The sequence below is a fragment of the Janthinobacterium sp. RA13 genome, from assembly GCF_000745325.1.
Taxonomy (GTDB): domain Bacteria; phylum Pseudomonadota; class Gammaproteobacteria; order Burkholderiales; family Burkholderiaceae_D; genus Janthinobacterium; species Janthinobacterium rivuli.
In genome coordinates this window covers 2,831,240-2,845,551 of record NZ_JQNP01000001.1, presented here as the reverse complement: position 1 = coordinate 2,845,551, position 14,312 = coordinate 2,831,240, and the positions used below count along the sequence as shown (strand labels likewise).

At 54.4% G+C, this 14,312-nt stretch carries 17 protein-coding genes; 14 read left to right on the top strand and 3 right to left on the bottom strand.

Going from position 1 to position 14,312, the window contains the following annotated elements:
• Positions 1-3: 3 nt before the first annotated feature.
• The 13 genes from FG13_RS12580 (at position 4) to FG13_RS29465 (ending at position 10,053) form a co-directional block, all read left to right on the top strand.
• The gene (locus FG13_RS12580; protein ID WP_081922560.1) at positions 4-2,175 is read left to right on the top strand and encodes a phospholipase effector Tle1 domain-containing protein; all 2,172 of its coding nucleotides are present in this window, start codon (positions 4-6) and stop codon (positions 2,173-2,175) included.
• A gap of 67 nt (positions 2,176-2,242) precedes the next feature.
• A complete protein-coding gene (locus FG13_RS12575; protein ID WP_035821303.1) occupies positions 2,243-2,866 on the top strand; it encodes a DUF3304 domain-containing protein in 624 nt (207 codons plus the stop codon).
• Positions 2,863-3,063, top strand: a complete 201-nt coding sequence (locus FG13_RS30065; protein WP_152598759.1) for a hypothetical protein — start codon at positions 2,863-2,865, stop codon at positions 3,061-3,063. The genes FG13_RS12575 and FG13_RS30065 overlap by 4 nt, the downstream gene beginning before the upstream one ends.
• Before the next feature lie 180 nt (positions 3,064-3,243).
• Positions 3,244-3,867: a DUF3304 domain-containing protein gene (locus tag FG13_RS12570; protein WP_035821301.1), complete on the top strand. Its 624-nt coding sequence runs from the start codon at positions 3,244-3,246 to the stop codon at positions 3,865-3,867.
• A 75-nt stretch (positions 3,868-3,942) separates the two neighbouring features.
• Complete coding sequence (locus FG13_RS30675; RefSeq protein ID WP_152598758.1) at positions 3,943-4,236, top strand: hypothetical protein; 294 nt, start codon at positions 3,943-3,945, stop codon at positions 4,234-4,236.
• 10 nt (positions 4,237-4,246) lie between these two features.
• Positions 4,247-4,867, top strand: coding sequence for a DUF3304 domain-containing protein (locus tag FG13_RS12560; protein WP_035821297.1), 621 nt, complete (start codon positions 4,247-4,249; stop codon positions 4,865-4,867).
• On the top strand, positions 4,864-5,235 hold the full coding sequence (locus tag FG13_RS30670; protein WP_035821294.1) for a hypothetical protein: 372 nt from the start codon (positions 4,864-4,866) through the stop codon (positions 5,233-5,235). The genes FG13_RS12560 and FG13_RS30670 overlap by 4 nt, the downstream gene beginning before the upstream one ends.
• A 9-nt stretch (positions 5,236-5,244) precedes the next feature.
• Entirely contained in the window at positions 5,245-5,868 is a 624-nt protein-coding gene (locus FG13_RS12550; protein ID WP_035821292.1) for a DUF3304 domain-containing protein, read from the top strand.
• On the top strand, positions 5,865-7,967 hold the full coding sequence (locus FG13_RS12545) for a T6SS phospholipase effector Tle1-like catalytic domain-containing protein (RefSeq protein WP_035821290.1): 2,103 nt from the start codon (positions 5,865-5,867) through the stop codon (positions 7,965-7,967). The genes FG13_RS12550 and FG13_RS12545 overlap by 4 nt, the downstream gene beginning before the upstream one ends.
• A gap of 197 nt (positions 7,968-8,164) precedes the next feature.
• Positions 8,165-8,359, top strand: coding sequence for a hypothetical protein (locus FG13_RS30460; protein ID WP_051958984.1), 195 nt, complete (start codon positions 8,165-8,167; stop codon positions 8,357-8,359).
• A gap of 40 nt (positions 8,360-8,399) precedes the next feature.
• Positions 8,400-8,852 carry a DUF3304 domain-containing protein gene (locus FG13_RS12535; protein ID WP_035821288.1) on the top strand — a complete coding sequence of 151 codons (453 nt, stop codon included), beginning with the start codon at positions 8,400-8,402 and terminating at the stop codon, positions 8,850-8,852.
• Positions 8,853-8,999: 147 nt separating this feature from the next.
• A complete protein-coding gene (locus FG13_RS29470; RefSeq protein WP_081922555.1) occupies positions 9,000-9,452 on the top strand; it encodes a DUF3304 domain-containing protein in 453 nt (150 codons plus the stop codon).
• Between the two features lie 145 nt (positions 9,453-9,597).
• On the top strand, positions 9,598-10,053 hold the full coding sequence (locus tag FG13_RS29465; protein WP_081922554.1) for a DUF3304 domain-containing protein: 456 nt from the start codon (positions 9,598-9,600) through the stop codon (positions 10,051-10,053).
• Positions 10,054-10,202: 149 nt separating this feature from the next.
• Here the strand turns inward: FG13_RS29465 and FG13_RS12525 are convergent, their stop codons facing one another.
• From FG13_RS12525 to FG13_RS30055, 3 genes are all read right to left on the bottom strand, one after another.
• The gene (locus tag FG13_RS12525; protein ID WP_034750862.1) at positions 10,203-11,057 is read right to left on the bottom strand and encodes an SIS domain-containing protein; all 855 of its coding nucleotides are present in this window, start codon (positions 11,055-11,057) and stop codon (positions 10,203-10,205) included.
• A 111-nt stretch (positions 11,058-11,168) separates the two neighbouring features.
• Positions 11,169-12,641, bottom strand: coding sequence for a glucose-6-phosphate dehydrogenase (zwf, locus tag FG13_RS12520; protein WP_034750861.1), 1,473 nt, complete (start codon positions 12,639-12,641; stop codon positions 11,169-11,171).
• Positions 12,642-12,834: 193 nt separating this feature from the next.
• Positions 12,835-13,032, bottom strand: coding sequence for a hypothetical protein (locus tag FG13_RS30055; RefSeq protein ID WP_152598756.1), 198 nt, complete (start codon positions 13,030-13,032; stop codon positions 12,835-12,837).
• Positions 13,033-13,204: 172 nt separating this feature from the next.
• Between FG13_RS30055 and FG13_RS12515 the strand changes: the two genes are divergently transcribed.
• Positions 13,205-14,158, top strand: a complete 954-nt coding sequence (locus FG13_RS12515; protein WP_035821285.1) for a chemotaxis protein — start codon at positions 13,205-13,207, stop codon at positions 14,156-14,158.
• Positions 14,159-14,312 lie beyond the last annotated feature (154 nt).

Sequence of the window (14,312 nt, the reverse complement as noted above, 5' to 3'; positions counted from 1 at the left end):
ATTATGATCAGTGAAACTCCAAATTCCGCGCCGTTTCCCGTCGATTTTTTTTTAAATCCGTCGATGAAAGAACAATCCGAAATTGCCAAGGAGGCATGTGCTAATGAAGGTAGCGCGCCGTGCAGTATTCCAGTGAGGGTTGGGATTTTCTTTGATGGAACCAATAACAATCTGGAGCGCGATAAGAATGGGGTTAGAACGGGCGTACTCGATCAAAAAACAAAGAAACCCATACCTATTGATGATGTTGTAGTAGATCCCAATGACGCCAGTCATAGCAATGTGGCGCGTCTATTTTCTGCTTTTCCATCTGATAAGCGGGGTGCCGGGTATTACCGATATTACATTCCTGGCGTGGGAACGCCATTTAAGGAAATTGGTGAACTGACTGAGTCTGATGAGGGGAAGGCTTTTGCCAAAGGAGGGCAGCCACGCATTATATGGGGGTTGTTGCAGGTTTTAAATGCAGTTCATCGAACGGTATACGGAGATGAAACTCCATTATATAAATCAGATAAGGCTGGCGAACTTGCCCGTACTTATGATAATGACGTAGGCCACAAAAAGGTGCCGCATCCCTCAACTGGCAGGGAGCGTTTCATGACCCACTCTGACTGGTTCGCTGAGCATATTGAAAAACTCAAAGCGGCGATGGCGGCACAACCGAAGCCGCATATTCCATCGCTGACCTTGTCCGTGTTCGGTTTTTCGCGTGGCGCCGCCGAGGCGGTGGCGTTTTGCCAGTTGTTTGCCGATTTGCTCACACCGCCCAAAGATAAGGTGCAGAAGTTTGCCGGCATCCTTGCCAGCATCGATTTTCTTGGCGTCTTTGATACGGTGGCAACCGTGGGCAGTTCGGGGTCGGTGGCGAAAACCACGATCGCGCCTGGCGCGATGTTCGATGGCCATTGGGCCTGGGCCAATGAATTGCTCAAGCCATTGCCGTCCTGCGTCCAGGCAGGTCTGCATTGTATTGCCACGCATGAGCAGCGCATGAATTTTCCCGTCACGCGCCTGGAAGGGAAAATCGAGGAAGTATATTTTCCTGGCGTCCACTCCGATGTCGGGGGCGGTTATGGCCCGGGCGAGCAGGGAAAGGGGCGTGGCGGACAAGCGGCCTTGCTGTCGCAAATTCCGCTGGCGCATATGTTCAAGGAGGCTCGCCTCAAGGGCGTGCCTTTGAGGCCGTTCAGCAAACTGGAAGCTACGGTGCAAGTTGATTTCCAGGTCAGTCAAGAGCTTGCCAAGGCATGGGAAGCATATACCGCCGAGCTTAACAAGCAAGGCGGTTTGCTGAGCAAGCACATGGAGCTGTATTACCGCTGGCGCGCCGTGCGCGTCAAGACCTTGGAGGCCACGGCCAGCTTCAAGGCGGCCAGCGCGCAGGAGCGGGAGGATCTGGGTTCCTATAACCGCTTGCTGGCAGGCGATCTGGAAGCGCTGCGCGCGCGCAAAGCCTTCCTTCATGGCGATGAGGGGCAACCGTTCAGCGCCCGGGACATTGCGCGCATCAATCACTGGCAATACTATCGCGCCCAAAATCACATCTCCTTGGATGATTGGGAAGCATGGGCGCTCGACATATTCGATCACCCCAAACCGCTGCCGCCCGAAGTGATGCGTTTTTTTGACGACTATGTGCATGATTCCCTGGCCGGCTTTTATATGGCAGGCGAAGTGACGGAATACGACAAGCGGGCCAGGATCGCCTCGTTCGCCGATAAACCGCCTAAAGACGGCTTTTATAAACGCGTATATGAGCTCAGCCGAAAGACGGAAGCCGCGCAACTGAAACAGAAGAATGGCGAAGCATTGACGCCGGAAGAGGAAGCACTGGTCAAGGAAGTGCAGTATGGCACTCCCTATCCGATCCGTACGGATGCCGACAGCGCCGACATGCGTAGCAGGCTGATCACCACGCAAACCTATACGCGGCGCGAGGGTGGCGGCTATATCTTGCGCCGAGGCTATTACCCGCAAAGTGGTTTCTTCCGGAAAAGCGTGCACGAGAAGGAGCTGCAACGCATGCCGACGGCCGGCATCGAGGCGAAAGAAGCACCCGAAGAATTTGTGTGGAGCGAAAACTTAACACAGGATATTGCGCAAGCCAAAGCCGATGAAGAGATTTACCTGGCGCAGCAGCGCTATGCAACGCGTGCCGAGGCGCTCGCATAGAGCGTGATTTCAGCGCGGCTGGAGCCGGGTAGATTCATTTGGCGATTTTATAGATAGCGATGACATCATGACGACGTTGCTCAAGCACCATTGCTGGCGAGTCCTCTTGCTGGCCGCATGTTTACCCGGCGTCGCCACGGCCGCGAGCATTCAGGCGCTGAATTATTCTTCGCGCGAAGTCGATTACATCGCGGTTGAAAATCCTGGCAATACCAACAGCGCCGGCGGTGGCGATTCGATCCGTCCATACGGGCAGGGCGGATCGATATGCTGTTTCAGCGTGCCGGAAAAGTGGCATGCGGATTTGAAGGTGGTGGTGGTCTATCAGTTGTCCCCGGACCCGACCTTTCATCGCGAGACGGTCAGTGTTCCACAGTATCCGGATGGGAAGGCGGGCGATATCTGGCTGATCGTCTATGAAGATGGCAGCGTGGGAGCCGTGGTGTCGCTTTACGGACCGAGCCGACCGGAGTGGCCGGGAAAAATCAAGGGGTATCCGGTGCCGACGAAGGAGTATCGGGATGAGCGTCGTAAAGATAAAATAAAGAGAGAGAGAAATACGCTCGATTTTTTGGAAAAAAGATTGCAGCGTGATTTTTATACTCTGTCAGATGAAAAGATAAAAGAAAAAAAAGAAATTATTGAATTTCAAAAAAAAGTTGTCCAAAGTTTAGATGGGAATGTGCGATGACAGATTTTTTGGCCGAAAGCTATTCTGTAGATAAAAATGATCCATCTGACAAGGAACGTTTTTTTGATGGAATTAATGAAATGGATGAAATTATAGGATTTATGAAGAAGCGTGAGTGCCCACTTCCCGGCTTCCCTCCCCCATGTGATGTCAATCTGTTTTTCGGCTTCTTCTTCGATGGCACCAACAATAAATGAAACGGGATGTGCCGTTTCATTCGCACAGCAACGTGGCGCGCTTGTATCGTGCATTTTCAGGTGATAAAGACACGCATGGCAGTGACGCCAGGCTATGCAAACTGGATACGCAACTGAACGTTAGTAAGGGCGTCAAGGCACGCGCTCTGAGTCTTGGCATTTATGCATAGGGATGAAACCATGAATACCTTACTCAAGAGCCAACTATGGCGAGGGCTTTTGCTGGCCGTATGCTTACCCGGCGTCGCCATGGCCGCGAGCATTCAGGCGCTGAATTATTCTTCGCGCGAAGTCGATTACATCGCGGTTGAAAATCCTGGCAATACCAACAGCGGCGGCGGTGGCGATTCGATCCGTCCATACGGGCAGGGCGGGTCGATATGCTGTTTCACCGTGCCGGAAAAGTGGCATGCGGATTTGAAGGTGGTGGTGGTCTATCAGTTGTCCCCGGACCCGACCTTTCATCGCGAGACGGTCAGTGTTCCACAGTATCCGGATGGGAAGGCGGGCGATATCTGGCTGATCGTCTATGAAGATGGCAGCGTGGGAGCCGTGGTGTCGCTTTACGGACCGAGCCGACCGGAGTGGCCGGGAAAAATCAAGGGGTATCCGGTGCCGACGAAGGAGTATCGGGATGAACGCCGCAAGGAAAAAATAAAAAGAGAAAAGGCTGTTCTACATTCTATGGAGAATGCATTAGATGGCGATGTGAGTGACCTAACTCCTGTAGAGTTGATGAGATTGAAGGGGACAATTGAATATAGTAAAAAGATTATTAATATTCTTGAGGAAAGTGATAAATGACTGCTTTTTTAGTTGATATTTGTCCAGCTATAAAAAATGATCCTCCTGATTTCATTGTTTTTTTTGGCGCGAAAAATGAAAAACCAATTCTTGGTGATTTTGCAAAGGATCGTGAATGCCCATTTCCAGGTTTCCCTCCGCCATGTGATGTCAATCTGTTTTTCGGCTTTTTTTTTCGACGGCACCAATAATAATATGAAACGGGATATGGCATTTCATGCTCATAGCAATGTGGCGCGTTTGTATCGTGCATTTTCAGGTGATAAAGACACGCATGGCAGTGACGCCAGGCTATGCAAACTGGATACGCAACTGAACGTTAGTAAGGGCGTCAAGGCACGCGCTCTGAGTCTTGGCATTTATGCATAGGGATGAAACCATGAATACCTTACTCAAGAGCCAACTATGGCGAGGGCTTTTGCTGGCCGTATGCTTACCCGGCGTCGCCATGGCCGCGAGCATTCAGGCGCTGAATTATTCTTCGCGCGAAGTCGATTACATCGCGGTTGAAAATCCTGGCAATACCAACAGCGGCGGCGGTGGCGATTCGATCCGTCCATACGGGCAGGGCGGATCGATATGCTGTTTCACCGTGCCGGAAAAGTGGCATGCGGATTTGAAGGTGGTGGTGGTCTATCAGTTGTCCCCGGACCCGACCTTTCATCGCGAGACGGTCAGTGTTCCACAGTATCCGGATGGGAAGGCGGGCGATATCTGGCTGATCGTCTATGAAGATGGCAGCGTGGGAGCCGTGGTGTCGCTTTACGGACCGAGCCGACCGGAGTGGCCGGGAAAAATCAAGGGGTATCCGGTGCCGACGAAGGAGTATCGGGATGAGCGTCGTAAGCAGAAATTGAAGAGAGAAAAAGCTAGCTTACTTACGGTGGAAAGAGGACTGTTGCTTAGAGGGAATTCTTTGCCAGATGAGAAGGTAAAGGAGATTCAGGAAATCATTGAGTTTCAGAAAAAAGTCATCCAAAGCTTGGAAGGAAATCCATGATTGCTTTTTTAGCCAAAAGCTATTCTGTAGATAAAAATGATCCATCTGATAAAGACCGTTTTTTTGACGGAATAGATGAAATGGATAAAATTATAAAATTCATGAAGGCGCGTGAGTGTCCACTTCCAGGTTTCCCTCCGCCATGTGATGTCAATCTATTTTTCGGTTTCTTCTTCGACGGCACCAACAATAATATGGAGCGGGATGTGGCGTTTCACTCGCACAGCAACGTGGCGCGCTTGTATCGTGCATTTTCCGGCGGTAAAGATACGCATGGCAGTGACGCCAGGCTATGCAAACTGGATACGCAACTGACCGTTAGCAATGGCGCCAAGGCACGCGCTCTGAGTCTTGGCATTGATACATAGGGGGAAACCATGAGTGCGTTACTCAAGAGGCAACTATTGCGAGGCCTTTTGCTGGCCGCATGCTTACCCGGCGTCGTCATGGCCGCGAGCATTCAGGCGCTGAATTATTCTTCGCGAGAAGTCGATTACATCGCGGTTGAAAATCCTGGCAATACCAACAGCGGCGGCGGTGGCGATTCGATCCGTCCATACGGGCAGGGCGGATCGATATGCTGTTTCAGCGTGCCGGAAAAGTGGCATGCGGATTTGAAGGTGGTGGTGGTCTATCAGTTGTCCCCGGACCCAACCTTTCATCGCGAGACGGTCAGCATCCCGCCGTATCCGAATGGGAAGGCCGGTGATATCTGGCTGATCGTCTACGAAGATGGCAGCGTGGGAGCCGTTGTGTCGCATTACGGACCGAGCTTGCCGGAGTGGCCGGGGAAAATCAAGGGGTATCCGGTAGCGACGAAGGAGTATCGGACACAGCGTCGTAAAGCAAAAATAGAATTGGAAAAAAAATGGTTAGATACTATGGAAAAAGGATTGGCACGTAATAGTAATAAGATGACGGTCACTGAAATTGATGAATTAAAGGATGTAATTGAGTATAAGAAGAAACTCATTCAGAGCCTTGAGGGAATGCATCCATGACTGCATTTTTGGCCACTATTTATTCTGCTGAGAAAAATGAACCAGCAGATTCAGCTAAATTTTTTGATGATGAGATAGAACTGAAAATATTGGGTGATTTAGTCAAAAAAAGGGAATGTCCGGCCCCAGGATTTCCCCCCTCATGCGATGCGAATCTGTTCTTTGGCTTCTTCTTCGACGGCACCAACAATAATATGAAGCGGGATGTACCGCTTCATTCGCACAGCAACGTGGCGCGCTTGTATCGTGCATTTCCCGGGGGAAAAGACACGCATGGCAGCGAGGCGTGGCCGGACTTGGAGGAAAAATACCACAAGAGTTACTTTCGCACCTATGTTCCCGGAGTGGGAACACGCTTCGACGAGGTTGGCGATACGGGCGAGGGATTTAGCATCCTCACCAGCGACCGGGCGCGCGGCCTGGCCTTCGCCTACAAGGGCGAGAATCGCATCATCTGGGCATTGGTGGAAGCATTGAATAATGTGCACAGATATTATACCGATGCTCCCCTGGTGGATGACAAGACGTTTAAACAGGACTTCAATACGCTCAGTTTGCCCAGCAAAGTGCAGCCTTCACAGGCGCTGGTGAACGCTTTCACGCAGGCCTTGCAAAAGTTGCACAGCAATTTGCGGCCATTTGTTCCAACCGATGCGCCGGCGAAAAGCGTCAATAAGGGCAAGGTGCTCAATATCTTCGTGTCGATGTTCGGTTTCTCGCGTGGCGCAGCCGAAGCGCGCTCGTTTGCCTACTGGTTCATCTGGTTATGCAAGCTCGATGCGCAACTGACCGTTAGCAAGGGCGTCAAGGCTCGCCAGTTAAGTATTGGCACTATCGAGGTGACCTTCGACTTCATGGGCCTGTTCGATACCGTCGCTTCGGTTGGCTTGGCGGCTTCAGTACCCCTCCCGAACAGGATGGTGGATGGACATGGTGGCTGGGCCGACGCCGAAGTGTCGCTCAGAATACCTACGTCACCGGGGCCAAGCAAGTGCCTGCATCTGGTGTCGGCGCATGAAGTGCGCCGGTCTTTTCCCTTGGACTCCGTTGCTCACCTGGGCAATATTCCCCCTAATTGTATGGAAATTGTTTTTCCTGGTGTTCATTCGGACATCGGAGGCGGCTATCTGCCGCAAGAACAAGGGCGCGGTACAGATCCAAGCGGAGGCGACTTGATGTCGCGCATTACGTTGGCCACGATGTACCGGGCTGCCCGCCTGGCCGGGGTGCCGCTGAAGCTGGAAGAGGCCAGTGAAGCGACGAAGCGGGCCTTTCGCATCAATCCGCGGACTATAACCACCTTCAATGCGTATATCGGCTTTTGCCATGCGCAGCAAGGCGCTGAACCCTCATTGCGGCTACATAGAATCATGGAATTCCAGCATATGCTGTACATACAGTGGCGCAAGAAAATGCTAGGCAAGATGGGAAATTTACCGAATGTCAAGAATTTGGCAACAAGCTATAAAAGCGGGAAATTTGATTTTACTGATCTCACGATGGCGGACAAAGAGCTGGAGGAAGAGGTTGCGAGCTTTGAGAAGTGGCGCATCGATCAGCGCACGACCAATAGTAGAGGGCAGCCCCGTAATCCTGAATGGAAACCTATTGCCGAATTTTGGGACAAGCCGGTACCACCCGCCGAAGTAAATAACTTTTTTGAGCAGTTCGTGCATGACTCGCGCGCGTGGTTCAAACCGCTGGGGAAAGACATTCCCGACTTGTGGTACGCGCTGGAATTGCTTGTGGCGCAGGAAGAGCGAGCCCGTGACTGGGAGAGCGGTCCGGAGGCAGACCCTGGGAAGCTCAATCCCTATAATTTGAGCACGAAGGAAAAAGAGCAATTGCTGCGATACAAAGCTGTCAAAGGCACCGAAAATGAAATGGATGCGATCGAACCGGACAAGGGCGGACGCGAGAGTAAACTCATGGGAGGTGGCTATTTGCGTTTCCGGTCAATTTACATGGGATCGGATACCTTCAAGCCGTCGGGCGCTCAGTATGCGGGCATGCTACCTGTTTTGCACAAGGAACAGCGCGGTATCGCGATGGCCGATCACAGATCTGCCGATGCGGTGGAGCGGGCGAAGACGGTGTAAGTCAAGCTAGGTCATTGAGCTAGCCGTGCGCCCCGGCGGAGTTTGATAAATTCCCCCTCAGCGACACCGCCTTTGCCTCCTTGGTGGATAGCGCCGAGGCCGACGCCATCCTGGCCAATCTGCATGATGTGTAGTCGGACCTGTTTCATTCCGACACTCCGGCCCAGTGCCACGCGCGCGTGGCGCGTCATTTGCTTATGGCAAACGCCAGCGGCATCGAGGCGGCGGGCCAGCGTCAGCATTTCAGCGCCCTGGCCTTGATGCTGGCCGATGATTTCACCTTGCATCCTGCCATGGCCAGCCTGTTGCGGCGCACGCGCCAGGGTGCGAATTACCTGTCCGAGCTCGACACGCTGCCCGACGATTTCTGGCAGGCGCGCTCGGCTGCCTAGCCTTGTTCCTTCAACTGCCTATTTTTATAAAAGGAAAATCATGAAATGGATTATGTATCTTGGCACGGCCTTGCTGCTGAGCGGCTGCGCCTTCAAGGCCAGGCAGGCTGAGCAAGCCGGGCCAAGTCCTACCGCGACGGCGCAGGTGGGTATTGTGAATCATACGGGCGAATTTATTTACTCCGCGTCGGTGGATGGGGCCGGAGGAGGGAATATGGCCAGATGGGGGGCGGGGCTTGCCAATATTTGCTGCACATCCATTCCTCGAGTGTGGTATCCGGGAATGATGGTCTTGGTGCGGTGGGATATGCCGGATGGACTAAAACATATTATTAAAGAAAAAATGGTGGAAGTGGAAAAATACGATGAGCCTGGCGATATCTATATGCATTTCTTCCCCAATGATAAGGTGAGGGTTATCGTGTCAAATGCTGGAGGGGGGGCAAAAACTCATCCTATTCTTCACTCCGGAAAACCTGCCAATATTCCTTGATAGGATGATCGATAAAATTTCCATTTCTGGACCGCTTCCGAGCACTTTTTCTTGAAGCATCCACGTGTGGACAGTCCCTTATTTTCTATTGCCGTATATGGTAGTAAAGTAGAAAAACCACGTAGCATTTTTTGCAAGGTGAAAATCATGAAATGGATTATGTATCTTGGCACTGTCTTGCTGCTGAGCGGTTGCGCCCTCAAGGCCAGGCAGGTTGAGCAAGCCGGCCAAAGTCCTACCGCGACGGCGCAGGTGGGTATTGTCAATCATACGGGGAAGTATATTTATTCCGCATCGGTGGATGGGGCGGGAGGGGGGAATATGGCCAGATGGGGGGCGGGACTTGCCAATATTTGCTGCGCATCCATTCCTCGTGTGTGGCATCCGGGTATGAAAGTCCTGGTGCGGTGGAATATGCCTGAGGGGCATACCGACGTTGTCAAAGAAAAAATGGTGGAAGTGGAAAAATATGATAGACCAGGAGATATTTATATGCATTTTTTTGAGAATGACGAGGTGAGAGTGGTTGTGTCAAATGCTGGAGGGCCTAGCAAAATTCATCCTATTCTTCACTCCGAAAAACCTGCCAATCTTCCTTGATAAGATGATCGATAAAATTCCATTTCTGGACCGCTTCCCAGCATTTTTTCTTGACGCATCCACGCATGGGCATCCCCCTATTTTCTATTGCCGTATGTGGCGGTAAAGTGAAAAACGACGTGGCATTTTCTGCAAGGTGAAAATCATGAAATGGATTATTTATCTTGGCGCTGCTTTGCTGCTGAGCGGCTGTGCGTTCAAGGCCAGGCAGGTCGAGGAAGCCGGCCCAGGTCCTACCGCGATAGCGCAGGTGGGTATTGTGAACCATACCGGGAATTTTATTTACTCCGCGTCGGTGGATGGAGCCGGAGGTGCCAATATGGCCAGATGGGGAGCGGGAGGACCTGAAGTTTGCTGTGCCTCCATTCCGAGAGCGTGGTATCCGGGAATGATGGTGCTGGTGCGGTGGGATATGCCGGATGGACTAAAACATATTATTAAAGAAAAAATGGTGGAAGTGGAAAAATACGATGAAACGGGAAGTATCTTTATCCATTTTTTTCCAAACGATGAAGTTCGGGTTGTGGTTTCAATTTATCCCGGATATAGCACTGCTCATCCGATACGCCACTATGGGAAACCAAAGGATCCCATTTCTTAGACAAGGATGGTGGGCTGATTTTTCGATGCAAAGGCTGCGGGTGTACCGGTTCCTCCTGTGAAATCAAGGAAGAGACATCCCGGTCGAATGGAGACGTTTGGATAAGGAGCGGCTCCGGCGATGCTGGAGCCGGCAGGGTATCAGCCAGATCAGCCGATGAAGGAATCGAACTGCATGTCGAATTCCTGCAGCGCCTTCTGTGCATTTTGCATTTTCTTGCGGAACTCGGGGCCCCGCTGCAGGGCCAGGCCCACGGCCAGCACGTCGATCACCACCAGATAGGCCAGACGGGCGGAAATCGGCGTGTAGGGGTCGGTGTTGAAGACCAGGTCGATCGGGATCAGCACGGTTGCCAGGTCGGCCAGCGGCGTGCCCGATGGGGCCAGCACGACGACGTCGGCGCCGCCGCGGCGCGCCAGTTTCACGGAGCGGACCAGGGCGGGGCTGTTGCCGCGCTGCGAGATGGCCACCAGGCAGTCGCCGCCGCGCAGCAGGGCCGCGGCGATGCTGTGGATGTTCGGATCGCTGTAGGCCACCGTCGGCACGCCCGAGCGGAAGAACTTGTGCTGCGCGTCGGCCGCCACGATGCCCGATGTGCCCTGGCCATAGAATTCGATCTTGCTGGCGCGTGACAGGATGTCGAGCGCGCGCTGGATCGCTTCCGGGTTCAGGTTGTTGCGCAGGTCGAGCAGGGTGTTGATCGAGCGGCTGCAGATTTTATTCACCAGGTCGGCCGCCAGGTCGTCCTGCGCCGGCTGCTCGTTCGCGCCCGGCATGGCCAGGGCCAGGCCCTGCGCCAGCTTCAGCTTGAATTCATGCCAGCCGTCATAGCCCAGGGTGCGGCAAAAACGCACCACGGTCGGTTCCGACACCTGCGCGCTTTTCGCCAGCGCCGTGATGTTCTGGCTGACCGTCTGGTTAGGCTGGTCAAGCACGGCCAGCGCGACCTTCTTCTCCGACTTGGAGAGCGAATCGAGCTGGGTGCGGATGGAGTCAAGCAGCATTAAATTAGTCTTCTGATTTCGGGAAGCGGTGAAGCAGGGAATTCGCGGAGCACAGCTCCGCGCCTGCGTAACGGCCGTGCCTTGCAAGGCACGGCTCCTTGCCCTGCTAGATTAGTCTTCCGGCAGGGCTTCTTCACGCCACTGCAAGCCATCGCGGCCGATCAGGGCGCTGGCGGCCGCGGGGCCCCAGGTGCCTGCCGTGTACGGAATCGGCGCGCTGTCGTTCTGTTCCCAGTTGTCGAGAATCGGCTCGACCCATTCCCAGGCCGCTTCCAGTTCGTCGCCGCGCATGAACAGGGTCAACTGGCCGCGCAGGACGTCGAGCAGCAAACGCTCGTAGGCGTCCATGCGCGGGGTCTTGAACGACTCGCGGAAATCGAGTTCCAGTTCCGCCGGTTTCAGGCGCATGCCGTCGCCCGGGGTTTTCGCCATCAAATTCATGCGCAAGCCTTCGTCCGGCTGCAGACGGATCACCAGGCAGTTCGGCTGGAAGCTCGACGTGGGCTGGTTGAAGATCGAGTGCGGGATCTGTTTGAAGCGCACGACGATCTCGGCCAGGCTGTCGGCCATGCGCTTGCCCGTGCGCAGGTAGAACGGCACACCGGCCCAGCGCCAGGTGTCGATTTCCGCCTTCAGGGCAACGAAGGTTTCGGTGCGCGAATGTTCCGGCGCATCCGGTTCGTCGCGGTAGCTCGGCACGGTGGCGCCGTCGACGTGGCCAGCGCGGTACTGGCCGCGCACGATGTTTTGCGCCAGGGTGGTGGGCGTGAATTTTTTCAGCGAGCGCAGCACTTGCAGCTTTTCATCGCGCACGGCATCCGGCGCGATCGAGGTCGGCGGTTCCATGGCGACGATGCACAGCAGTTGCAGCAAGTGGTTTTGCAGCATGTCGCGCAGCGCGCCCGAGGTATCGTAGTAACCCATGCGGTTGCCCACGCCCAGCTTTTCGGCGATGGTGATCTGCACGTCGGAAATCCATTCCCGGCGCCACAGCGGTTCGAACAGGATGTTGCCGAAGCGCAGGGCCAGCAAGTTCTGCACGGTTTCCTTGCCCAGGTAATGGTCGATACGGTAGATCTGCGATTCCTGGAATACCTTGCCCACTTCGGCATTGATCTGCTTGGCGCTGGCCAGGTCGCGGCCCAGCGGCTTTTCCAGGACCACGCGCGAATTCGGCGTCACCAGGCCGTTGTCTTCCAGGTTGTCGCAGATCAGGGCGAACAAATGCGGCGGCGTCGCCAGGTAGTACACGCGCGTCAGGTCGGCATCGCCGCGCAGCGCTTCGACCAGCGGCGCGTACGTGGCCGCATCGCTGGCGTTGAGCGACACATACACGATGCGCGCGCAAAATTTGCTCCAGGTGGCGGCATTCAGGGTGCTGGCCTTGATATGGGGACGCGAGTTGGTCTCTACCATTTTCAGGAAGGCATCCTGGCCGCTGTCCTGGCGGCCCACACAGATGATGCGCGCCGTCGGCGGCAAATCGTTCGCGACGTCGCGCGCATACATTGCAGGCAACAACTTGCGCATTGCTAAATCGCCGCTGCCGCCAAACAGGACCAGGTCAAAATCGGTAAGTGCCATAAGTGAGTGTCGTCGCAAAAGTAAAAGGGCCGGAGCGGGGAGAAAGCCGACCGGAAGTGCCAGTCTGTCGCTACTATAATCGATGGTGTAAATTTACTACGTAGAACAGGCAATTGCAAGAAATTTTACTACATTCCATCCGCTGCCGTCGCCATTTTGCCCGGTATGCTTGCCAGTGCTGCCAGCATGGCCATTATATGCCGTTCGCCGCTGCTGGCGCTGCGCCATGCTTTTCACCTGGCTTTTCAAAGCAACCATGGTTGCCAGGGAAATTTTCGATTCTCTCCGTCATCATTTGCGCTGTAGCAACAAGCAAATCAAGAAATGCTGTCCGGATCGCCGTTGGCAGCGTAAAGTAGCTTTGAAGAAAGTAAAAAACCGTATAATTCAAGCTGGAATCGATAGCAACTATTGGTTGTAAGAAATTGTACGATACACACTGCACCGCTAGCGCCGGCCATGCCCCGAACCCGCCATCCGACGTCCATGCGACGTGCAGTCCGCACTGTCCGCAGCATCAGGGACAGGCGACTTAACTTTACAAGACGGCTCAAGGGGACACAATGAATTCAATGCAGCAAGATGTCGATGAACGCACCAGCCTGACAGGCAATAATAAATTCGAACTGTTCCTGTTCAAGCTGGGCACCAGTGATCACTCGACCAGCCGCGAACTGTTCGGCATCAATGTGTTCAAAGTCCGTGAAATCATGGAAATGCCGGCCATCACGGCCGTGGCCGGTTCGCACCCGCACATGCTGGGCGTGGTCAACATCCGTGGCCAGATCGTGCCCGTGATCGACTTGCCGATGGCGGTCGGCTGCAAGAGCAATGGTTTGAAGATCCTGATGGTGACCGAATTTGCCCGCTCGACACAGGCGTTTGCCGTGGAAGAGGTCGATGAAATCGTGCGCCTGGAATGGAATCAGGTGCTGTCGGCCGAGTCGAGCGTTGGCGGCGGCCTCGTCACCAGTATCGCGCGGCTCGATGGCGACACGGACAAGACACGCCTGGCGCAAGTGCTGGACGTGGAACAAATCCTGCGCAACGTGCTGCCGTCGGGCGACCCGGACGTGGACGAGAACAGCATCGGCCCGCAAGTGCGCTTGCCGGCCGGCGCCGTGATCCTCGCGGCCGACGATTCCTCGCTGGCCCGCTCGCTGATCGAAAAGGGCCTCGAAGCGATGGGCGTGCCTTTCATCATGACCAAGACGGGCAAGGAAGCGTGGGAACGCCTGCAGGCGATCTCGGCTCAGGCGGCGACGGAAGGCAAGACGGCGAAAGACAAGGTCGCGCTGGTGCTGACCGACCTGGAAATGCCGGAAATGGATGGTTTTACCTTGACGCGCAACATCAAGAACGATGGCCGTTTCTCCAACATCCCCGTGGTGATCCACTCGTCGCTGACGGGCTCGACCAACGAAGACCACGTCAAGGGCGTGGGCGCCGATGGTTATGTGGCGAAATTTGTGGCGGCTGAATTGGCCGAGACGATACGCAAGGTATTGTCGCGGTAATCCGACGCGGCCATGATCAACACTGTTGTCGGATTACGCGGGCCTTCGTCCCGCTAATCCGACCTTCGCCGTTGCGCAAGAAAAAGCGCCGGACCCTTGCGGGTGTCGGCGCTTTTTCTTGCTGGCAAACGGTTGAGACTGGTCCGCCACGCCT

Coding starts and splice junctions, on each gene's coding strand:
- FG13_RS12550 (WP_035821292.1), top strand. CDS start 5,245: ATGAGTGCGTTACTCAAGAGGCAACTATTGCGAGGCCTTTTGCTGGCC.
- FG13_RS12560 (WP_035821297.1), top strand. CDS start 4,247: ATGAATACCTTACTCAAGAGCCAACTATGGCGAGGGCTTTTGCTGGCC.
- FG13_RS29470 (WP_081922555.1), top strand. CDS start 9,000: ATGAAATGGATTATGTATCTTGGCACTGTCTTGCTGCTGAGCGGTTGC.
- FG13_RS12580 (WP_081922560.1), top strand. CDS start 4: ATGATCAGTGAAACTCCAAATTCCGCGCCGTTTCCCGTCGATTTTTTT.
- FG13_RS12570 (WP_035821301.1), top strand. CDS start 3,244: ATGAATACCTTACTCAAGAGCCAACTATGGCGAGGGCTTTTGCTGGCC.
- FG13_RS30675 (WP_152598758.1), top strand. CDS start 3,943: ATGAAAAACCAATTCTTGGTGATTTTGCAAAGGATCGTGAATGCCCAT.
- FG13_RS12525 (WP_034750862.1), bottom strand. CDS start 11,057: ATGCTGCTTGACTCCATCCGCACCCAGCTCGATTCGCTCTCCAAGTCG.
- FG13_RS12515 (WP_035821285.1), top strand. CDS start 13,205: ATGAATTCAATGCAGCAAGATGTCGATGAACGCACCAGCCTGACAGGC.
- FG13_RS12575 (WP_035821303.1), top strand. CDS start 2,243: ATGACGACGTTGCTCAAGCACCATTGCTGGCGAGTCCTCTTGCTGGCC.
- FG13_RS30670 (WP_035821294.1), top strand. CDS start 4,864: ATGATTGCTTTTTTAGCCAAAAGCTATTCTGTAGATAAAAATGATCCA.
- FG13_RS12535 (WP_035821288.1), top strand. CDS start 8,400: ATGAAATGGATTATGTATCTTGGCACGGCCTTGCTGCTGAGCGGCTGC.
- FG13_RS29465 (WP_081922554.1), top strand. CDS start 9,598: ATGAAATGGATTATTTATCTTGGCGCTGCTTTGCTGCTGAGCGGCTGT.
- zwf (WP_034750861.1), bottom strand. CDS start 12,641: ATGGCACTTACCGATTTTGACCTGGTCCTGTTTGGCGGCAGCGGCGAT.
- FG13_RS12545 (WP_035821290.1), top strand. CDS start 5,865: ATGACTGCATTTTTGGCCACTATTTATTCTGCTGAGAAAAATGAACCA.
- FG13_RS30460 (WP_051958984.1), top strand. CDS start 8,165: ATGGCAAACGCCAGCGGCATCGAGGCGGCGGGCCAGCGTCAGCATTTC.
- FG13_RS30065 (WP_152598759.1), top strand. CDS start 2,863: ATGACAGATTTTTTGGCCGAAAGCTATTCTGTAGATAAAAATGATCCA.